The following is an 18970-nucleotide window of genomic DNA, read 5'->3' on the forward strand; positions in this document are numbered from 1 at the left end:
TCTCAGCCCATGTCACGACCAGATCACCCTGAGACCCGGTCTCCCGCCGCATCGCCATCTCACACGCCCCCGTCCGAATCGCGATGTTCAGACGGAATCAGGCGAATGCGACTTCGTCAACGGGCTGATAGACCCCGCCACCGGCCGCCTGTGGACCGTCGAGCACGGCGCACGCGGCGGCGACGAGCTGAACCACCCGCAGGCCGGCAGGAACTATGGCTGGCCGATCATCGCCTATGGCCGCGAATATGGCGGCGGGCGCATCGGCGAGGGCACGGCAAGGCCCGGCATGGAGCAGCCGGTCAGATACTGGGACCCGTCGGTCTCGCCCTCGGGCCTCGCCTTCTACACCGGCAGCCTGCTGCCGGGCTGGAAGGGCAGCCTGTTCACCGGCGCGCTGTCCGGGCAACGGCTGATCCGGCTGCGGCTCGACCCGGCCGGCGAGCGCGTCGTCGAGGAGGAGGTGCTGCTGACCGAGCTGCGCGAGCGCATCCGCGACGTGCGCCAGGGACCGGACGGCGCGCTGTGGCTGCTTACCGACAGCCCGGACGGGCGGTTGCTGCGCCTCGCCCCGGCGGATTGATTATATTGATTGCGGTTACGGATTGATTTCTTCGAGACCCCATACCTCTTCCAGATCTGGGCCTAATCGAATGTCTGAACGATCATAAAGTGGATCGTCATTCGATTTGTGTTTCGCAGCCAGCGCTAGGAAATCTGGCGAAACTGGCTCACCGATAAGCGCTAACGCGGTAGCTCGATACAAACCAGACTCATCATCCGGCACATCTTTTGATAAGAGAAATAAGTAGTGTGCAACTGCATACTCCAATGGGCGGCGAGGCTCTTTCTTCGATGGCATAAGGCTCTCCCGTTCGACGTTAGTTGATGCCAAAGCGTAGAACTGCACACACGATCTTTTAAATGAGCGAGCCTTCTCGCATCACCACTTCTGGAAGATGAACCAGGCGCCGAGCGCGATGAAGGCGAAGCCGACGAGGTGGTTCCACCCCAGCGGCTCCTTCAGCCAGAGCACCGAGAAGCCGGCGAAGACCAGGAGGGTGATGACCTCCTGCATGGTCTTCAGCTCCGCCGTCGAATAGACCGCCGAACCGAGCCGGTTGGCCGGCACGGCAAGGCAGTACTCGAACAGCGCGATCCCCCAGCTCACCAGGATGGCAATGAGCAGCGGCGTCGACTTGTGCTTGAGATGACCGTACCAGGCGAAGGTCATGAACACGTTCGAGGCGAACAGCATGAGGATCGGCGTCAGCGCCGGGGGGATGAAGCCGAACATCGGTTCTCCGTCGAGTGCGTGCGTGTGGATCCGCGTCCCGTCTCAGCCATAGCGCAGCTTGAGCGACAGGATGCCGAGGAGCAGGACGAGGGTCACGGCATTCGCCATAATGACCGGAATCGAACCGATCAGCACGCCATAGACCAGCCAGAGCGCCACGCCCGCCGCGAAGGCGAGATAGGCGACGAGCGAGAGGTCGCGGGTTTCGCGGCTTTGCAGGATCTTGAAGGCCTGCGGCAGCCAGCACAGCGTGGTGAGCACCGCAGCTACGCTGCCGATGAGCTCGGTGGAAAGCGACGAACCGACCATGGACTCCCGACCTCGCGCGCGAGCACGACGCCTCCCATGCGGCCCCTTCCCTGTCAATCGGCCAGCCGGGCGCCCTTGCTCACAGTTCGGCCCAGTGGCGCAACAGGTTGTGATAGACGTTCGCCAGCGACAGCACGGACGGGTCGTCGTCCGGCAGCTTCATCCGCGTGCCGACGATGGCCATATCGAGATCGTAGAGCATGGCACGCTTCTGGTCGTCCTTGATCATCGACTGCGACCAGAAGAACGAGCCCCAGCGGCTGCCACGGGTGATCTCGTTGACGCTGTGCAGGCTGGAGGCCGGATAGACCACGGCATGGCCCGCCGGCAGCTTCACCTCATGCGCGCCATAGGCGTCCTCGATCACCAGTTCGCCGCCGTCATACTCCTCCGGATCGGTGAGGAAGATCGTCGTCGACACATCCGCGCGCATGCGCTGGCCGGTCTGCGGAATGGTACGGATCGAGCCGTCGACATGGGCGCCGAACTTCATGCCGACATCGTAGCGGTTGAACATCGGCGGTAGCACGCGCAGCGGCTGGGCGGCGGCGTTGAAGATCGGGTTGCGGCCGAGCGCGCGCAGGATGAGGTCGCCGAGCTCGTGCGCCTCGCGCGAGTCCACCGGGATCTGCAAGTTGAGCTTGGCTTTCGCCGCCTGTGCGCCGGCGGTCACACGCCCGTCCACCCATTGCGAGGCTTCGAGCACGCGGCGGCAATGGGCGACCTCTTCCGGGGTCAGAATGTCTGGAATCTGAATGAGCATGTTCTTCAAACGGAAAAGAGGGGGAAAGCCGGTTGTGCCGGCCTTCCCCCCGAGATGAGACGGTCAAGGCTGGCGGGACACGCCCGTCAGAAGGTGGCGCCGACCGTGAGGGTGAAGGTACGGCCGGAAGCGGGAATGGCGCGGTTGCCCCAGCCGGCGGCGTAATTCAGCTCGTCGGTCAGGTTGTAGGCATTGAGCGCCATGCGGTAGTTGCCCTGCTTGTAGGAGACCAGGGCATCGAGGGAGAAGGTGTCGGGGATGATCGCGGTGTTGGCGGAGTTGGTGTAGTACTCGTCCGCATAGGTCACGCCCGCGCCGACCAGCAGTTCGCCCGGGATCTGGGTGAAGTTCTTGCTGAGATTGTAGGTCGTCCACAGCGTGAAGTTGTTGGGCGAGACGAAGGGAATCTCGTTGCCGACATAGGACGCCGTGGTCGAGGTCTGGATCTCGCTGTTGTAGTAGGCGTAGGAGGCCTGGATCGTCCACGCTTCGGTGATGTTGCCGGTCATGCCGAGCTCGACGCCGCGCACGCGCTGGTTCTCGCCGGTCTCGACCGAGTCGCCCGTCACCGGGTCGGTGTAGAAGGCGTTGCTCTTGTCGGTCTGGAACACTGCGCCGGTGAAGCCAAGCTTGCCGTTGAGGACGGAAATCTTGAAGCCGGCTTCATAGGTTTCGTTGTCCTCCGGCTCCAGGTCGTTCTGCACCGGGTTGACGACGGTGATGTCGTTGGTCGGGAAGGCCCCCTGCGGGGTGAACGACTTGGCCCATGACACGTAATAGGTCTGGAACTGCGTCGGCTCCCAGATGAGGCTGATCTTCGGGCTCCAGAAGTCGGTGCGGGAGTCGGTGTCGACCCAGGCGCCCTTGCCGCCGGTCACGGCCCAATAGCTGTAATCGGCGGAGTAATTGTCGTAACGGGCGCCGGCGAGCAGCGAGATCGCATCGGTGAACCACACGCGGTCGCTGACGAACAGGCCGACATCGGTCGCGCCCGAATTGCGCTGGCCGTTATTGCCGAACGGATTCGAGTAGAGATAGTAGCCGGTGGTGTTCTCGAAGATCGGGTCGTAGATCGTCGAGGTGCCCTTCGAACCGCTGACCGAAACCAGCGTGCGATCACTGGTGACCGTGTTCAGGTCGATGCCGGCGACGACCTCGTGGCGCAGCCAGCCAGTCTCGAACTTGGCAACGGCGGTGGCGACGTTCTGCGCGCTGTAGCTTTCCTGATAATAGCCCGGATTGCCGCCGCCGAAGGAGATGGCCGGGTTGCCGCCAGCGAAGAACTGGCCGGTGCAGCTCGCGGCATAGGCGGTGGCGGACGCCGTGCTGCTGCCGCAGCCCGGCACGGTGGTGGCGAAGTCGCGGGTGTAATAGCCGAAGCGGGTGTCATTGGTGACGGTCAGCCAATCGTTGACTTCGCGCTTGAAGTTGACCGTCAGCATGTTGACGTCGGTGACGTCCTGGTCGGTCACCTTGCCGTAGAAGGTCTCCCGCGGCACGCCGAACTCGGTCACCGGCTGGCCGAGCGCGCCGAAGCGCGCCACGTCGGCAAAGCCGGGCGTCACCACCGGCACGCCGTAGTCCGGCGTGCGATCGCCATGCTGGTACAGGTAGTTGACGTGCAGCGTCTGGTCGGTGCCGAGGCCGAAGCCGAGATCGGCCATGATGCCGTAGCGGTTCGCCTCGACATTGTCGCGGTCGGCAACATCCTGCTCGTTCACCATGCCGACGATGCGGATCGCCGAGGTGTCGTTGAACTGCTTGTTGACGTCGAACACGCCGCGATAGAGCGGGCCGGTGCCGAACTGACCCTCGACATCATATTTGTCGCCGAGATGCGCCGCCTTCAGCGTCGAGTTGATGGCGCCGCCGGTGGTGCCGAGGCCGAAGCCTTCCGAGGTCGAGCCCTTGAACACCTCGACGCTCTCATAGGCGAAGCTGTCGCGGGTATAGACACCGAAATCGCGCAGGCCGTTGATGAAGATGTCGCCCTTGGCCTGGAAGCCGCGAATGCGGAACTGGTCGCCATTCATGCCGCCGCCGCCCTCGCCGATGCCCGAGGTGACGCCCGGCACGTTGCGCAACGCCTGCTCCAGCGTCGTAACGCCCTGCTGCTGCATGGTCTGCTGGGTGATGACCTGGACCGTCTGCGGCGTGTCCTGAATGGTGCCGGGAAAGCGCGAAAGGCCCGTGGACGCTTCCAGCGTGTTGGCCGGAGAATTCTCGCCCTCGACGGTAACGGTGGGCAGTTCCTCGCCGGCGGCCGACGTCGTCGCGGCTTGCTGGGCGGCTGCGCCGAACATCGGAACCGCGCTCATGGTCGCCGCAACGCCGGCAGCAAGAGCAGCGCTTGGCGCAGTTGAACGAAGCGTCTTCAAGGTCTTCATGTCACCCCAACCCTGTACTTAGCGTGTTTCCGGTCTCATATATTTGATTCCAAGGGCTTTCAAACATTATGTTTTTTATCTGTTCCAACTTTGTCATACGAGAATGACTCGAAACTATAGTTTCTAATTATTACAAACTAAAACAAATGGCTCACGCTTGCAGAAATGCGAGCCGAGACCTTATGGAAACATTCGGAAAGATGGCGGCGGCGCGGCTCGTGCAGCCGTTGACACCGGCGACAACAGACAGCGATCGGCGACAGCGGGACATGCGCGGGGAATGGATTTCCTACTCGGCCCTCGAAAAAATGGGGCCGGATGTGTTGCGCGCGCGCATCAGTGAAAGTCCCGCTCAGGCGGCGCGCTGGGTCGAGGCGGGAGCGCTCAACGGGCTGATTCACGCCCAGATCGCCTGGGGGCGGATGCTGATCGAGGGCCATGGCGTGCCGCGCGACCCGCAGGCGGGCCTGCGCTGGTTCACCGTGGCGGCGACCGCCGGCAGCGCGGACGGCACCAACATGGTCGGGCGCTGCCATGAACTGGGCTGGGGCGTGCCGGTCGACCTGACGGAGGCGGCCCGGCACTACCGCGCATCCGCGCAGAAGGGCCACGCCTGGGCGCAGTTCAACCTCGCCACCCTGCTGCTCGACGGCAAGGGCGTGCCTGCCGACCGCGGCGAGGCTCTGCGCTGGTATGTGCGGGCGGCGCGCGGCGGCAACGCCAAGGCGATGACGATGATCGGCCGCTATTGCGAGCTTGGCTGGGAGCGGCCCCCGCGCCCGGCGGCGGCGCTGCGCTGGTATCGCCGCGGCGCCATGGGCGAGGATTATCGCGGCCAGTTCGACTATGCGCGGCTGCTGCTGGAGCGCACCGGCCGGCTGGAGGCCGCCCTGCCCTGGTTCGCGCGCGCCATCGAGAACGGCGTCCCCGCTTTCTGCCGCAACATCGGCGCGGGTCTGCGCGAGGCCGATCCGCCGGCCTTACGGCTTCTGGCGCGCCGCGCGCTGGAGCGCGCCGTGGCCACGGGCGAGGCGAGCGACCTCAGAGCCTACGCCACCGCTCTCGCCGAAGGACTGGGTGCCGAGCCCGATGCAGAAGCCGCCAGCGCCCTGTTTGCCCGCGCGCGGGAAATCGAGGCTGCCGTCCCCGAGGCCCCTGCCCCGCCGCGCCGGCCTCCCCTGCGGCAGCGCCTCGCCCGCCGGCTCCGCTATCTCGCGGCGACCGCCTTGCGCTGAGGCTCGGGACGGCCTTGTTCAGCTACGGCTGTTCAGCCAGAGCCGCACTTCGCGGACGATGTGGCGGAAATCCCAGAAGGCAAGCGCCAGCAGCACGCCGGGCACCAGCGCGAGCGCGAATGCCCAGCCTTGCGACCAGTCCACCGGGCCGCGCGCGAAATCATAGGCGGTGTAGGCGCCGAACAGCGTGATGATGGCGGCGATGCCGAAATAGGCGAGCCGGTCGAGCCGGGTCACGATCAGCGCGACCAGCAAGGCGATGACCACGCCGATCAGCGCCGCCCAGCCCCAGCCGAGCGAGAACAGCGTCGCGGTCCAGCGCCCGGCGCTGACCGAGACGAAGGCCAGCGCCGCCAGAACGAGGAAGCCCGCCCGCAGGCGCAATATGGATGTCGTGCTTGCCTGGCCCACTCTCGCCTCGCCCGCCGTGCCGTGTCGAAGCCAAATCAGTGCACGGATCCCGCCCGCTCCGCAATCCGCCGATTTCCTGCCATGCTCCGGGCGCAGACGGCGAAAGACTCGATATCCAACGCTGCGGAACGCGTGACACACTCCAGGCGTTCACCCGCCACACCTCCGGATCGCCATGCGCAACATCCTCGTCCTTCTCAACGCCCGTGCCGGGACCCTGCTCGACCGCGACGCCGAACAGGTCCGCGCGCTGGTCGCGCGGGAGCTCGGCGGCAGCGGCCGGCAGGTCGAGGTGCATCTGCTGAGCGGGCAGAACCTCGTCCGCGCCATCCGCCAGTCCGGGCGGGGACCGCACGACACCGTCATCGTCGGCGGCGGCGACGGCAGCGTGAACCTCGCCGTTCGCAGCCTCGATGGTTCCGGCAAGACGCTCGGCATCCTGCCGCTCGGCACGCTGAACCTGCTCGCCCACGACATCGGCATGCCGATGGAGCTGGAGGCGGCGCTCGCCGCGCTCGGAGACGCACACCCGCACGCGATCGACCTCGCCACCCTCAACGGCGAGCTGTTCCACACGATTTCCGGGCTCGGCTTCTTCAGCCAGATGGCGCGGGCGCGCGAGACGGCGCGGCGCTGGAAGCTGTGGCGCTTCCTCGCCGTGGCGATCGCCGCCGTGCTGGCGCTGCGGCGCAGCGGCCGCATGCATCTCGACCTCACCATAGACGGCAAACCGCACAGCTTCCACGCCTTCGCCGCGCTGGTCTCGGTCAACCGCTTCACCGGCCCCGGCTGGCGGCGGGCCCGGCTCGACGAGAACCTCATGGAAATCCACATCGCCGAGGAGCGCGGGGCGCTCTCCATGCTGAAGGCGGGCGCCGACATGGTGACGGACAACTGGCGCGGCAATCCGGGGATCGTCAGCCTCACCGGCCGCTCGATCACCCTGACGCGCCCCAACCGCGCCCGCTCCTGGGTCTCCACCGATGGCGAGCTCGACCGGCAGAGGCTGCCGCTCAACTATGCCATCGTGCCGAAGGCGCTCACCGTGCTGATGCCGCCGCGGCCCCCGGAATGAGCCGGTCGCCGCGGCGCGCCCGTCAGCGCGGCTCGATCTCGTAGGTGACGGTCACGTTGGCGCGGATCTCGCTCTCGCCAGCCTCCACCGGCACCGAATCGGCCTGCGCCTTCATCATCATCGGTGCCGCAGCGAAACGCGGCATGGGCGTCGCCCCCTCGCCGGTGATCGACAGCACGCGTACCAGGCGCACGCCGCCGGCCCCGGCGATGAGCTCGGCCTGGCGACGGGCATCCTTCACCGCCTCGACGCGCGCGGCCTCCTGCAGCTTTGCCGGCTCAGCAATGTCGAAGGCGATGCCGCCGATCTGGTTGGCGCCGGTCGTCACCACGCGGTCCAGGAGGTCCCCGAGCTTGGCGAGGTCGCGCACCCGGACGGTGACGGCATTGTGCACCTGATACCCGGTGATGCGCGGGGCCTCGCTGCCGTCCTTCTTGGGCGGGGCATATTGCGGCTGCACGCTGAAGCCGGAGGTGGCGATGTCGCGTGGCTCGATTCCGGCGGCCTTGATGGCCTCGACCATCGCGCCCACCGACGTCGTATTGGCGTCGAGCGCCTCGCGCGCGGTCTTGGCCTCGCTCACCACGCCGGTCGAGAAGCTCGCCATGTCGGGGGTCGCCCGCGCCACTCCCTCGCCGGTGACGGTCAGCGTCGGCCGGCGCGCGGGGGCGGGCATGTCCTGCGCGGCCAGCGGCGACAGGCTCGCCAGCAGCGCGGCGGCGCACAGGGAAACACGGATGAAAGTCATGTCTGGCAATCCTCGATACCGGCCGCCCGTCGGGTGACGAAGCGGCACGCGCGCAGACCACCCGCCGAAGGCGGCGGCAATACGGCAGCACCGCGCGAGAAGCGGGGACGGCCGCCCGGCCGCGGAGATACGCTACGCCCGGCCCGGAACGCCGGTACGACCGTGCCGAAGGAGCGGCGGTGGACGGACGCCGACGTGCTGTTGGCGCGGCGCCAGGCATTTGCTAGTTTCCGCCCGCGTCACGCGCACCCGGCACCGCCGGCCGGGCCTGTAGCTCAATGGTTAGAGCCGACCGCTCATAACGGTCTGGTTGTAGGTTCGAGTCCTACCGGGCCCACCAAGACCTCCGGAAAGCCCTGTGGAAGCGATCGACGTCAAGCGTGTGGGTACGCATGGTTGAAAGCCGGGACGACTGCCGCATCGACATCTGGCTCTGGCGGGCGCGCTTCGTGAAGACGCGCACTCTGGCGACCGAGCTCATCGAGAACGGGGTAGTGCGGCTCACCCGTAACGGGCAGCAGACCCGGCTCGACAAATCCAGCCGCTCGGTGCGGCCGGGCGATGTGCTGACCGTCGTGCTGCATGAGCGCGTCGTCGTGCTGCGCATCGAGGCGCTGGGCGACAGGCGGGGGCCTGCCGTCGAGGCGCGCGGGCTCTACAGCCTCATCGCGTGAGGCGCGCGCCCGCTCACAGCGTCACCCAGGCGGCGTTGCGGCGGGAGGACTGCACGCAGGCCTCGATGAAGCGCATGCCGGCAAGCCCGTCCGCCAGCGTCGGGTAGATGACGCCCTCGGGGAGCGCCTCGCCGGCCTGCCGGGCGCGGATAGCCCGCGCCGCCTCGGCATAGATGTTGGCGAAGCCTTCCAGATAGCCTTCCGGGTGGCCCGGCGGCGTGCGGGTGACGCGAGCTGCCGCCTCACCGACGCCCGCGCCGCCGCGCGTGAGCAGGCGCCTGGGCTGGCCGAAGGGGGTGAACCACAGCTGGTTGGGATTCTCCTGCGCCCATTCCAGCCCGCCCTTCTCGCCATAGACGCGCAGGCGCAGGCCGTTCTCATTGCCCGGCGCCACCTGGCTCGCCCACAGCATGCCGCGCGCCCCGCCGGCAAAGCGCAGCAGCACATGGGCGTTGTCGTCGAGCGGCCGGCCCGGCACGAAGGTGGAAAGCTCGGCGGCGAGCGCTTCCGGGGTGAGGCCGGAAACGAAGCAGGCGAGGTTGTAGGCATGGGTGCCGATGTCGCCGGTGGCGCCGCCCGCGCCGGAGCGCGCGGGGTCGGTGCGCCACTCCGCCTGCTTGGAGCCGTGCTTCTCGGCCGCCTCGGTCAGCCAGTCCTGCACATATTCCACCTGTACCAGACGGATGCGGCCGAGCTCGCCGGCCTCCACCATGGCGCGGGCTTGGCGCACCAGGGAGTAGCCGGTGTAGTTGTGGGTGAGGATGAACAGCGCATTTGAGCGTTCCGCAACGCGGGCGAGCTTCTTCGCCTCCGCAATGGTCGCGGTCAGCGGCTTGTCGCAGATGACATGGATGCCGCGCTTGAGGAATTCGATGGCGGGGCCCGCATGCATGTGGTTCGGCGTGACGATCGCCACCGCCTCGATACCGTCCCTGCGCCGCGCCTCGCTTTTCGCCATGGCGGTGTAGTCGTCATAGGCGCGGGGAAGGCCGAGTTCGGCCGCCGAGGCGCGGGCCTTCTCCGGCGTCGCGGACAATGCGCCGGCGACCAGCTGGAACTGCCCGTCGAGCCGCGCGGCGATGCGGTGCACCGCGCCGATGAAGGCGCCGGCGCCCCCGCCCACCATGCCGAGACGGATTGGCTCGCGGATCGGGGCGCTCATCGGTCCAGGCCCAGCAGGCGGCGATTGGCGGCATGGCCAGTGCCGGCGGCAGCGAAATCGTCGAACGCCTTCTCGGTGACGCGGATGATGTGGTGCTTCACGAAAGCTGCCCCCTCGCGCGCGCCGTCCTCGGGATGCTTGAGGCAGCACTCCCACTCGACCACCGCCCAGCCATCGAAATCCATCGCGGCCAGCTTGGAGAAGATGGCGCCGAAATCGACCTGCCCGTCACCGGGACTGCGAAAGCGCCCGGCGCGCTTCAGCCAGGGCTGGTAGCCGCCATAGACGCCCTTGCGGCCGGTCGGATTGAACTCGGCGTCCTTCACATGGAACATGCCGATGCGCTCGGCATAGATGTCGAGGTGATCGAGATAGTCGAGCTGTTGCAGCACGTAGTGCGAGGGGTCGTAGAGCATCTTCGCGCGCGGATGATGCCCGACCCGCGCCAGGAACATCTCGAACGTGTCGCCGTCATGCAGATCCTCGCCCGGATGGATCTCGAAGCAGATGTCGACGCCGCAGGCATCGGCATGGTCGAGCAGCGGCCGCCAGCGGCGCGCCAGTTCGTCGAAGGCTTCTTCCACCAGCCCGGCCGGGCGCTGCGGCCAGGGATAGACATAGGGCCAGGCCAGCGCGCCGGAGAAACTGACCATGGCGGTGAGGCCGAGATGGCGGGAGGCGGTCAGCGCCTTCTTCATCTGGTCGACCGCCCATGCCTGCCGGGCGGCAGGGCTGCCGTGCACCGCCGCCGGAGCGAAGGCGTCGAACATCGCGTCGTACGCCGGATGCACCGCTACCAGCTGGCCCTGCAAATGGGTGGAGAGCTCGGTGACGGCGACGCCGTTGGCGGCGCCCCGTCCGGCCCAGTCCTCGCACCAGCCGCGCGAGGCGGCGGCCTGGTCGAGATCGAGGATGCGCGGGTCGTTGGTCGGCACCTGCACGCCGGCATAACCGCACTCCGCCGCCCAGCGGGTGATCGGCTCCCAGCCATTGAAGGGCGCATCGGCACCGATGAACTGGGCCAGGAACAGGCCCGGCCCCTTGATGGTCCGCATGTCTTCCTCCCGGCCGGATCGTGCCGGCCATCCGTTGTTTTTCGCGGTCGGTTGCGCCCAGCGTAACGGCGGCGCGCAAGTGCCGGCAAGGGGCACACGCCAAATTCGCGTTTAGCGGATGGCATGCCCGCCGGCTTGGTCGCGAGCCTACGGTTTGGCACCTAATATATTGAATAATTTCTTCCAATTTCATCCGAACGTCGCTGCGCCGCAGCATGAAATTGCGCTTGCAATGTTGAGCGTTGTCAACATAACTAAACACAATACTAAACGCGACCGGGCAATGTTCGGGAACGCGAATGCCAATCGAGGGGGCATGAGACCCACCTCGTTCTCTGGGAGGAGAGCATGCAGAAGAAGTGGATATCCCTCTTCGGGACGGCGGCGGTCTGCGCCTCGCTGTCCATGCCGCAGGCCGCCAAGGCGGAACAGCTGACCCTGTGCTGGGCGGCGTGGGATCCGGCCAACGCCCTGGTGGAACTGTCGAAGGACTTCACCGCCAAGTCCGGCGTCGACATGAAGTTCGAATTCGTGCCGTGGACCGCCTATGCCGACCGCTTCCTCAACGAGCTGAATTCCCACGGCAAGCTGTGCGACCTGATCATCGGCGACAGCCAGTGGGTCGGTGGCTCGGCGGAGAACGGCCATTACGTGAAGCTGAACGACTTCTTCGCCAAGGAAGGCATCAAGATGGATGACTTCGTGCCGGCGACGGTGGTCGGCTATTCCGAATGGCCGAAGAACACGCCGAATTACTGGGCGCTGCCGGCGATGGGCGACGTGGTGGGCTGGACCTACCGCAAGGACTGGTTCGAGCGGCCCGAAATCCAGAAGGAATTCAAGGCCAAGTATGGCTGGGACCTCGCCGCGCCGAAGACCTATGACCAGCTCAAGCAGATCGCCGAGTTCTTCCAGAAGCGGCAGATCGACGGCAAGACGGTCTATGGCGCCTCGCTCTACACCGAGCGCGGCTCCGAAGGCATCACCATGGGCGTGACCAACGTCCTCTATGACTGGGGCTTCCAGTACGAAAACCCCAAGAAGCCCTACGACATGGAAGGCTTCGTCAATTCGCCCGAAGCGGTGAAGGGCCTTGAATTCTACAAGGCGCTCTATGATTGCTGCACCCCGCCCGGTTCGTCCAACGTCTACATGGTCGAATCCGCCGACGCTTTCAAATCCGGCCAGGTGGCGATGCAGATGAACTTCGCCTTCACCTGGCCCGGCCTGTACAAGGACGAGAAGGTCGGCGGCAACCGCATCGGCTTCTTCCCCAACCCGGCGGAGAAGTTCCACTTCGCCCAGCTCGGCGGCCAGGGCATCTCGGTGGTGTCCTATTCGGACAAGCGCGATGCCGCGCTCCAGTACATCAAGTGGTTCGCCCAGCCCGACGTGCAGGCCAAGTGGTGGAAGCTCGGCGGCTATTCCTGCCTGAAGGCGGTGGTCGACGCCCCCGACTTCAAGACCAGCCAGCCCTATGCGCCCGCCTTCCTCGAATCCATGGCCATCGTGAAGGACTTCTGGGCGGAGCCGAGCTACGCCGAGTTGCTGCAGGCCATGCAGAAGCGCGTCCACGACTATGTCATCGCCGGCAAGGGCACCGCGAAGGGCGCGCTCGACGGGCTGGTGAAAGACTGGACCGAAGTCTTCAAGGACGAAGGCAAGATCTGACGGCAGATGGCTGACGATCCTTCCTGAGGAGCCTCCGATCACCCCGCGACCGGCCGGTTCCAACCGGCCCCCTCCGATCGGGGCATGCCTCCACCTGCGACCCGGCCCGCCTGCCGGACCGGGTCGCCTTTTGCGGACGCCCGGCACTGTCGGGACACGACGTCGCTCAAACGCTGATCCCATCGGGTATGCCTGTGACAGCTTCCAACGACACCATTGCCCACAAGGCGGCCCAGCGCGCGGCGGATGCCGTGGTGCGGGCAACCCCGGAGCCGCTGGCGGTCCGGGTGCGCGGCCTGTCGGACCGCGCCATCGCCTGGCTTTTCATCGCCCCGACCATCGTCCTCCTGCTGGCGATCAACATCTTCCCGCTCATCTGGGCGATCTATCTGTCCTTCACCAATTACCGCGCCAACCGACCCAATGCGGTGGTGCAGAATGTGGGCCTGAGCAACTATTCCCGCGTGCTGGGCGATGCCGACACCTGGATCGCCATGCAGACCACGGCGCATTTCGTGTTCTGGACCATCGTGCTGCAAACGCTGATCGGTTTCGGCCTCGCCTATCTCATCGACCGCAAGTTCCGCGCCCACGCCTTCTGGACCACGCTCATCCTCATTCCGATGATGCTGTCACCGGCCGTGGTCGGCAATTTCTGGCGCTTCCTCTACGAGCCGCAGATCGGGCTGTTCGCCTATGCGGTGTCCTTCGTCTCGGGCATCCCGACCTCCGAGATCCAGATGCTCGGCAGCGTGACGCTGGCGCCCTGGGCCATCATCATCGTCGATACCTGGATGTGGACGCCCTATGTGATGCTGATCTGCCTAGCCGGGCTGCGCTCGATCCCCGACTACATCTACGAGGCGGCCGAGGTCGACCGCGCCTCCAACTGGCGCCAGTTCTGGTCGATCACCGTGCCGATGGCGCTGCCCTTCATCATGCTGGCGGTGCTGTTCCGCGGCATTGAGAACTTCAAGATGTTCGACATGGTGAACCTGCTCACCGGCGGCGGGCCCGGCTCGACCACCGAGGTCGCCTCCATCGCGCTCAAGCGCGAGGCCTTCGAGGCCTGGGCGACCGGGCGTTCCTCGGCCTTCGCCATCGTTCTGTTCGTCGCGGTGTTCGGCCTCGCCAACATCTATGTGAAGGCGCTCAACAAGGTGAAGCAGAGATGAGCCAGTCGTCTGCATCCTCCGCCAAAACCCCGCCCATGACCGCCGCCCATTCGGTCGTCGAGCCGAGCGCGACCTCCAAGCGCATCGCCGGGACCATCGTGATCGTCTACGCGCTGATCACGCTGGTGCCGCTGGTGTGGATCTTCCTCACCAGCATCAAGTCGCCGCCGGACTCGATCTCCTATCCCCCGAAGATCCTGTTCACCCCCTCGCTGGAGGGCTACTGCAACCTCTTCACCACCCGCACGCGGCAGACGCCGGAATACATCGCCGCCCTGCCCGAGCCGGACGGCGTGTGCGACGCCGTCACCCGCAAGCGCAACATGGTGATCGCCGGCGCATCCAACTTCATGCCGCGCTTCGCCAATTCGCTGATCATCGCCTTCGGCTCGACATTCCTCGCCGTCTCGCTCGGCACGCTGGCGGCCTATGGCTTCTCGCGCTTCAAGGTGCCGCTGGCCGACGACCTGCTGTTCTTCATCCTGTCGACCCGGATGATGCCGCCCATCGCCGTCGCCATCCCGATCTACCTCATGTACCGCCAGCTCGGCCTGTCCGACACGGCGATCGGCATGATGCTGCTCTACACCGCGGTGAACGTCTCGCTTGCGGTGTGGCTGCTCAAGGGCTTCATCGACGAGATCCCGCGCGAATATGAGGAAGCCGCGATGATCGACGGCTACACGCGGCTACAGGCCTTCCGCAAGGTGGTGCTGCCGCAGGCGACCACAGGCATCGCCGCAACCGCGATCTTCTGCCTGATCTTCGCCTGGAACGAATACGCCTTTGCCTCGCTGCTGACCTCCGGCACGGCGCAGACTGCCCCGCCCTTCATCCCCACCATTATCGGCGAGGGCGGGCAGGACTGGCCGGCGGTGGCCGCCGGCACCACCATCTTCCTGGTGCCGATCCTGGTCTTCACCATCCTGCTGCGCAAACAGCTGCTGCGCGGGATCACCTTCGGGGCGGTGCGCAAATGAGCGATCAGAGCGTTGCACCAACCCGGCGCCGCCGTCCGTTCCTGCTGCGCCGCGGGCCGATGGAGAACATCGCCACCACGGTGATCGGCCTCGGCTTCCTCATGCTGTTCCAGCCCTTCGTGCTGGAGCTCTACACCTATTCCTTCGTCACCCTCCTCGCCGGCACGCTCATGTTCATGATCGTGTCGAAGTTCCCGGAGTGAACCATGGCCGAGATCAGGGTCGAGAACCTGCGCAAGGCGTTCGGTGACTTCGTCGCCGTGCAGGATTCCAGCTTCACCGTGGAGGATGGCGAGTTCCTCGCGCTGCTCGGCCCCTCGGGCTGCGGCAAGACCACCACGCTGCGCATGATCGCCGGGCTTGAGCTGCCGACCGGCGGCACCATCCGCCTCGCCGGCGAGGATGTCACCTACAATCGGGCGAGCGCGCGCGACATCGCCTTCGTGTTCCAGCTCTTCGCGCTCTACCCGCACATGAATGTGCGCAAGAACATCGGCTTCCCGCTGCTCAGCCAGGGCGTGCCGAAGGCGGAGATCAAGCGCCGGGTGGAGGAGACGGCGAAGCTCCTGCAAATCGACCACATCCTCGACAAGTCGGTCTCCGGCCTCGCCGGTGGCGACCGCCAGCGCGTGGCGCTCGGGCGCGCCATCGTGCGCCGGCCGAAATGCTTCCTGATGGACGAGCCGCTCGGCACGCTCGACGCTGAGTTCCGCGACGTGATGGTGCGGGAGCTGCGCGAATTGCACAACCGCATCCACGCTACCACGGTCTACGTCACTCACGACCAGATCGAGGCGATGGCGATGGCCGACAAGATCGCGGTGATGAACCACGGCGTCATCGAGCAGTTCGGCACGCCGCGCGAGATCTACAACCGCCCCGCCTCGATGTATGTCGCTGATTTCATCGGCTCACCGCCGATGAACTTCATCCGCTTCACCGCCGGCCTGCCCAAGGGCGCGAAAGCCGCGCGCATCGGCGAGGCGGAAATCGCCATGCCGGAGATCCGCAGCGAGGTCGCCCCCGGCGAGCTGGCGCTCGGCGTGCGCCCCGAGCATGTCCGCTTCTCCGACGCCTCGCCTTTGCGCGGGGCGATCTATGGCAGCGAATATCTCGGCACCAACCAGATCGTCACGGTGGAGACCGCGAACGGCCTGGTGCGCGCCCGTCTGCCGGCCGACCGCGCCTATCATGTCGGCGACCGCGTCGGCCTCACCTTCGCCAGCGAGCGGCTGTCGCTGTTCGAATGCGGCAGCGGCCGCGCCGTTCCCTCCGCCCTGAACGACGGCGCCTTGCTCCGGGAGACCCATCATGGCTGACGTCACCCTCAAGGGCATCTCGAAGAGCTTCGGCGACAAGCGCGCCATCGACGGCCTCGACCTCCACATAAGCGATGGCGAGTTCGTCGTGCTGCTCGGCCCCACGGGGGCGGGCAAGACCACCACGCTGCGCCTCATCGCCGGGCTGGAGAGGCCCGATGCCGGCACCGTCGCCATTGGCGGACGGATGATGAACGGCCAGGCCCCGGCCAGCCGGGATGTCGCCTTCGTGTTCCAGCAATATTCGCTCTACCCGCATCTCACCGTCTACGAGAACCTCGCCTTCCCCTTGCGCTCGCCGGCCCGCCGCATGGACCCGGCCAGCCTCGACGCTCGCGTGCGGCACGTCGCGAAGATGGTGCGCATCGACCACAAGCTGGAGAACCGCTCCACCCGGCTTTCCGGCGGCGAGATGCAGCGCGTCGCCATCGGCCGCGCTCTGGTGCGCCGGCCTGCCATCTATCTCATGGATGAGCCGCTCTCCTCGCTCGACGCCAAGCTGCGCGGCGAATTGCGCCTTGAACTCAAGCGCATCCAGAAGGAAATGGGCTCGACGCTGCTCTACGTCACCCATGACCAGATCGAGGCGATGACCATGGCCGACCGCATCGGCATCCTCAGTGAGGGCAAGCTGATACAGATCGGCACGCCGCGCGAGATCTACACCGACCCCGCCAATCTCCACGTCGCCGCCCGCCTCGGCCAGCCGCACATCAACCTCTTGCCGGCCGACCTGCTGCCCGGCCCCACCCCGCCGGCCGGCACCCGCACTATCGGCGCGCGCACCGAGCATCTGGAGATCGCCCGCACCGCCCACGGCAACGCCCAGGTCGACTGGGTCGAGCATCTCGGCGACCAGAACCACCTGCACATCAGGGTCGGCGGCCACAAGCTCACCACGCTGGCCGACCCCGACCTGCCGGTCGAAGCGGGCGACAGCATCCGCCTGTCGCTCAGGCGCCCGCTCTATTTCGGACAGAACGGGCAACGCCTCGCGTGACATGACAGCCGCGCCGGGACGCGCGGCTGGATTTCGCAACGTGCCGACAGGAAGTGGAAGGCAGCGATGAAACATTTCTTCAACCGCCGCGAAAGCATCGTCACCGAGGCGCTGGACGGTCTGCTGCGCACCTCGCCGCCGGGCAAGCTGGCCCGGCTCGACACCTATCCCGACATCAAGGTCGTGCTGCGCGCCGACTGGGACAAGTCGAAGGTCGCCGTCATCTCCGGCGGCGGCGCGGGGCACGAGCCCTCCCATGCCGGCTTCGTCGGGCGCGGCCTGCTCACCGCCGCGGTATCGGGCGAGATCTTCGCCTCGCCGAGCGTCGAGGCCGTGCTCACCGCCATCCGCGCGGTCACCGGCGCGCCGGGTTGCCTGCTCATCGTCAAGAACTACACCGGCGACCGGCTGAATTTCGGCCTCGCCGCCGAGCGTGCCCGCGCCGAGGGCTATGATGTCGAGATGATCATCGTCGCCGACGACATCGCCCTGCCGGAGATCGACCAGCCGCGCGGCGTCGCCGGCACTCTGTTCGTGCACAAGATCGCCGGCCATCACGCCGAGGCGGGCGCCGACCTCGCCACCGTCGCCACCGCCGCCCGCGCCGCTAGCGCCGACATCGCCTCGCTCGGCGTTGCGCTATCCTCCGTGTCGATCCCCGGCCAGCCGCATGAAGACAGGCTTGGCGCCGATGAAGGCGAGCTCGGCCTCGGTATCCATGGCGAACCCGGCGTCGAGCGCATCGCGCTTCAGCCGGCGGAGGCCATTGTCGGCCTGATGGCCGAGCGCCTCGGCGAAAAGCTGGCCCCCGCCGCCTTCTATGCCCTCCTCATCAACAATCTCGGCGCGGTGCCGCCGCTGCAGATGGGCCTGATCGCCGACACGGTGCTGCGCTCGCGGCTCGGTACGCAGGTCAAGCTGGTCATCGGCCCGGCGGCGCTGATGACCGCGCTCAACATGAACGGCTTCTCGCTCTCGCTGCTGCGGCTCGACGCGGCACGCGAGGTCGCGCTCGCTTCGCCCGTCGAGCCGCTGGCTTGGCGGCCGGTGGTCGAAACCGCCCCGCTCCGCGTGCTGCCGGCTCCGGCGACGGCGCGCGACACCGCACCACCGGCCAGCGCCGACAAGGCGACCGAGGCGCTGATCCTCGCCGCCTGCGCCACGCTCGCCGGGCTGGAGGAGGAGCTGAACCGGCTCGATGCGCGGGCCGGCGACGGCGATACCGGCTCCACCGTCGCCACCGGCGCCCGCGCGGTGGAGACGCGGCTCGCGGCACTGCCGCTGGCCGACACCGCCGCCACGCTGCACGCCATCGGCGACACGCTCAGTCAGGCCATGGGCGGGTCGAGCGGTGTGCTGATGTCGATCTTCTTCACCGCGAGCGGCAAGGCGATGCGCGAGAGCGGGGATGTCGCCGCCGCCTTGCTTGCCGGGCTCGACCGCATGACCTTCTATGGCGGTGCAACATTGGGAGCACGCACGCTGGTGGATTCGCTCGATCCCGCGCTGAAGGCGCTGTCGCAGGGCGGCATCGCTGCTGCCGCGGCCGCCGCGCAGGAGGGTGCGGAAGCCACCAAGGCGATGACGCGGGCACGCGCCGGCCGGGCCACCTATGTCGGGGCACGCGACCTCGAAGGCTCGGCCGATCCCGGCGCCGTCGCAGTGGCGCGGGTGTTCGAGGCGATGGCCCGGCTGGCCTAGGGGGAGCA

Annotated in this window: 20 protein-coding genes and 1 tRNA gene; 12 read left to right on the forward strand and 9 right to left on the reverse strand. The window is 66.8% G+C overall.

Annotation, left to right across the window (positions count from 1 at the left end):
* Positions 1-583, forward strand: a 583-nt coding sequence (locus ACO2RV_RS19085; protein WP_423295826.1) for a PQQ-dependent sugar dehydrogenase, incomplete at its 5' end; no start/stop codon positions are given.
* A 15-nt stretch (positions 584-598) separates the two neighbouring features.
* Here the strand turns inward: ACO2RV_RS19085 and ACO2RV_RS19090 are convergent.
* The 5 genes from ACO2RV_RS19090 to ACO2RV_RS19110 all read right to left on the reverse strand — a co-directional run bounded on the left by ACO2RV_RS19090 (position 599) and on the right by ACO2RV_RS19110 (position 4687).
* Positions 599-910: a hypothetical protein gene (locus tag ACO2RV_RS19090; protein WP_423295827.1), complete on the reverse strand. Its 312-nt coding sequence runs from the start codon at positions 908-910 to the stop codon at positions 599-601.
* Positions 911-943: 33 nt separating this feature from the next.
* The gene (locus tag ACO2RV_RS19095) at positions 944-1297 is read right to left on the reverse strand and encodes a DMT family protein (RefSeq protein ID WP_423295828.1); all 354 of its coding nucleotides are present in this window, start codon (positions 1295-1297) and stop codon (positions 944-946) included.
* Between the two features lie 42 nt (positions 1298-1339).
* Positions 1340-1606: a SemiSWEET family sugar transporter gene (locus ACO2RV_RS19100; RefSeq protein WP_423295829.1), complete on the reverse strand. Its 267-nt coding sequence runs from the start codon at positions 1604-1606 to the stop codon at positions 1340-1342.
* A 79-nt stretch (positions 1607-1685) separates the two neighbouring features.
* A complete protein-coding gene (locus ACO2RV_RS19105; protein ID WP_423295830.1) occupies positions 1686-2369 on the reverse strand; it encodes a Fe2+-dependent dioxygenase in 684 nt (227 codons plus the stop codon).
* 86 nt (positions 2370-2455) lie between these two features.
* Positions 2456-4687 (reverse strand): TonB-dependent receptor, encoded by a 2232-nt coding sequence (locus tag ACO2RV_RS19110; RefSeq protein WP_423295831.1) that lies wholly within the window; start codon positions 4685-4687, stop codon positions 2456-2458.
* A 338-nt stretch (positions 4688-5025) separates the two neighbouring features.
* Here ACO2RV_RS19110 and ACO2RV_RS19115 point away from each other — a divergent pair, with 338 nt between their 5' ends.
* Positions 5026-5991, forward strand: a complete 966-nt coding sequence (locus ACO2RV_RS19115) for a tetratricopeptide repeat protein (RefSeq protein WP_423295832.1) — start codon at positions 5026-5028, stop codon at positions 5989-5991.
* An 18-nt stretch (positions 5992-6009) separates the two neighbouring features.
* Here the strand turns inward: ACO2RV_RS19115 and ACO2RV_RS19120 are convergent, their stop codons facing one another.
* Positions 6010-6402 (reverse strand): hypothetical protein, encoded by a 393-nt coding sequence (locus ACO2RV_RS19120; protein ID WP_423295833.1) that lies wholly within the window; start codon positions 6400-6402, stop codon positions 6010-6012.
* Positions 6403-6577: 175 nt separating this feature from the next.
* Here ACO2RV_RS19120 and ACO2RV_RS19125 point away from each other — a divergent pair, with 175 nt between their 5' ends.
* A complete protein-coding gene (locus tag ACO2RV_RS19125; RefSeq protein ID WP_423295834.1) occupies positions 6578-7477 on the forward strand; it encodes a diacylglycerol/lipid kinase family protein in 900 nt (299 codons plus the stop codon).
* 22 nt (positions 7478-7499) lie between these two features.
* Here the strand turns inward: ACO2RV_RS19125 and ACO2RV_RS19130 are convergent, their stop codons facing one another.
* Positions 7500-8225: an SIMPL domain-containing protein gene (locus ACO2RV_RS19130; protein ID WP_423295835.1), complete on the reverse strand. Its 726-nt coding sequence runs from the start codon at positions 8223-8225 to the stop codon at positions 7500-7502.
* Positions 8226-8489: 264 nt separating this feature from the next.
* Between ACO2RV_RS19130 and ACO2RV_RS19135 the strand changes: the two genes are divergently transcribed.
* Both ACO2RV_RS19135 and ACO2RV_RS19140 read left to right on the forward strand, forming a co-directional pair.
* Positions 8490-8565 (forward strand) — tRNA-Ile (locus ACO2RV_RS19135).
* Positions 8566-8617: 52 nt separating this feature from the next.
* Positions 8618-8899 carry an RNA-binding S4 domain-containing protein gene (locus ACO2RV_RS19140; RefSeq protein WP_423295836.1) on the forward strand — a complete coding sequence of 94 codons (282 nt, stop codon included), beginning with the start codon at positions 8618-8620 and terminating at the stop codon, positions 8897-8899.
* Positions 8900-8912: 13 nt separating this feature from the next.
* Here ACO2RV_RS19140 and ACO2RV_RS19145 read toward each other — a convergent pair whose 3' ends face one another.
* Entirely contained in the window at positions 8913-10061 is a 1149-nt protein-coding gene (locus ACO2RV_RS19145) for a Gfo/Idh/MocA family protein (protein WP_423295837.1), read from the reverse strand.
* Positions 10058-11116, reverse strand: coding sequence for a sugar phosphate isomerase/epimerase family protein (locus ACO2RV_RS19150; protein WP_423295838.1), 1059 nt, complete (start codon positions 11114-11116; stop codon positions 10058-10060). The genes ACO2RV_RS19145 and ACO2RV_RS19150 overlap by 4 nt, the downstream gene beginning before the upstream one ends.
* Before the next feature lie 348 nt (positions 11117-11464).
* Between ACO2RV_RS19150 and ACO2RV_RS19155 the strand changes: the two genes are divergently transcribed.
* From ACO2RV_RS19155 to ACO2RV_RS19185, 7 genes are all read left to right on the forward strand, one after another.
* Entirely contained in the window at positions 11465-12787 is a 1323-nt protein-coding gene (locus tag ACO2RV_RS19155) for an ABC transporter substrate-binding protein (RefSeq protein WP_423295839.1), read from the forward strand.
* A gap of 188 nt (positions 12788-12975) precedes the next feature.
* Entirely contained in the window at positions 12976-13962 is a 987-nt protein-coding gene (locus ACO2RV_RS19160; protein WP_423295840.1) for a carbohydrate ABC transporter permease, read from the forward strand.
* A gap of 35 nt (positions 13963-13997) precedes the next feature.
* Complete coding sequence (locus tag ACO2RV_RS19165) at positions 13998-14942, forward strand: carbohydrate ABC transporter permease (protein ID WP_423295953.1); 945 nt, start codon at positions 13998-14000, stop codon at positions 14940-14942.
* On the forward strand, positions 14939-15145 hold the full coding sequence (locus ACO2RV_RS19170) for a hypothetical protein (RefSeq protein ID WP_423295841.1): 207 nt from the start codon (positions 14939-14941) through the stop codon (positions 15143-15145). The genes ACO2RV_RS19165 and ACO2RV_RS19170 overlap by 4 nt, the downstream gene beginning before the upstream one ends.
* Before the next feature lie 3 nt (positions 15146-15148).
* A complete protein-coding gene (locus tag ACO2RV_RS19175; protein WP_423295842.1) occupies positions 15149-16261 on the forward strand; it encodes an ABC transporter ATP-binding protein in 1113 nt (370 codons plus the stop codon).
* On the forward strand, positions 16254-17261 hold the full coding sequence (locus ACO2RV_RS19180) for an ABC transporter ATP-binding protein (RefSeq protein WP_423295843.1): 1008 nt from the start codon (positions 16254-16256) through the stop codon (positions 17259-17261). The genes ACO2RV_RS19175 and ACO2RV_RS19180 overlap by 8 nt, the downstream gene beginning before the upstream one ends.
* A gap of 66 nt (positions 17262-17327) precedes the next feature.
* A complete protein-coding gene (locus ACO2RV_RS19185; protein ID WP_423295844.1) occupies positions 17328-18962 on the forward strand; it encodes a dihydroxyacetone kinase subunit DhaK in 1635 nt (544 codons plus the stop codon).
* The last annotated feature ends 8 nt before the right edge of the window (positions 18963-18970 follow it).

The organism is Ancylobacter sp. VNQ12, from assembly GCF_049445835.1.
In the GTDB taxonomy this organism is placed as follows: Bacteria; Pseudomonadota; Alphaproteobacteria; order Rhizobiales; family Xanthobacteraceae; genus Ancylobacter.

Bases quoted from the DNA above. Each gene is read 5' to 3' on its own strand.
- ACO2RV_RS19095 (WP_423295828.1), bottom strand. From the start codon at position 1,297: ATGTTCGGCTTCATCCCCCCGGCGCTGACGCCGATCCTCATGCTGTTC.
- ACO2RV_RS19100 (WP_423295829.1), bottom strand. From the start codon at position 1,606: ATGGTCGGTTCGTCGCTTTCCACCGAGCTCATCGGCAGCGTAGCTGCG.
- ACO2RV_RS19105 (WP_423295830.1), bottom strand. From the start codon at position 2,369: ATGCTCATTCAGATTCCAGACATTCTGACCCCGGAAGAGGTCGCCCAT.
- ACO2RV_RS19110 (WP_423295831.1), bottom strand. From the start codon at position 4,687: ATGAGCGCGGTTCCGATGTTCGGCGCAGCCGCCCAGCAAGCCGCGACG.
- ACO2RV_RS19115 (WP_423295832.1), top strand. From the start codon at position 5,026: ATGCGCGGGGAATGGATTTCCTACTCGGCCCTCGAAAAAATGGGGCCG.
- ACO2RV_RS19125 (WP_423295834.1), top strand. From the start codon at position 6,578: ATGCGCAACATCCTCGTCCTTCTCAACGCCCGTGCCGGGACCCTGCTC.
- ACO2RV_RS19130 (WP_423295835.1), bottom strand. From the start codon at position 8,225: ATGACTTTCATCCGTGTTTCCCTGTGCGCCGCCGCGCTGCTGGCGAGC.
- ACO2RV_RS19140 (WP_423295836.1), top strand. From the start codon at position 8,618: ATGGTTGAAAGCCGGGACGACTGCCGCATCGACATCTGGCTCTGGCGG.
- ACO2RV_RS19145 (WP_423295837.1), bottom strand. From the start codon at position 10,061: ATGAGCGCCCCGATCCGCGAGCCAATCCGTCTCGGCATGGTGGGCGGG.
- ACO2RV_RS19150 (WP_423295838.1), bottom strand. From the start codon at position 11,116: ATGCGGACCATCAAGGGGCCGGGCCTGTTCCTGGCCCAGTTCATCGGT.
- ACO2RV_RS19155 (WP_423295839.1), top strand. From the start codon at position 11,465: ATGCAGAAGAAGTGGATATCCCTCTTCGGGACGGCGGCGGTCTGCGCC.
- ACO2RV_RS19160 (WP_423295840.1), top strand. From the start codon at position 12,976: ATGCCTGTGACAGCTTCCAACGACACCATTGCCCACAAGGCGGCCCAG.
- ACO2RV_RS19165 (WP_423295953.1), top strand. From the start codon at position 13,998: ATGACCGCCGCCCATTCGGTCGTCGAGCCGAGCGCGACCTCCAAGCGC.
- ACO2RV_RS19170 (WP_423295841.1), top strand. From the start codon at position 14,939: ATGAGCGATCAGAGCGTTGCACCAACCCGGCGCCGCCGTCCGTTCCTG.
- ACO2RV_RS19175 (WP_423295842.1), top strand. From the start codon at position 15,149: ATGGCCGAGATCAGGGTCGAGAACCTGCGCAAGGCGTTCGGTGACTTC.
- ACO2RV_RS19180 (WP_423295843.1), top strand. From the start codon at position 16,254: ATGGCTGACGTCACCCTCAAGGGCATCTCGAAGAGCTTCGGCGACAAG.
- ACO2RV_RS19185 (WP_423295844.1), top strand. From the start codon at position 17,328: ATGAAACATTTCTTCAACCGCCGCGAAAGCATCGTCACCGAGGCGCTG.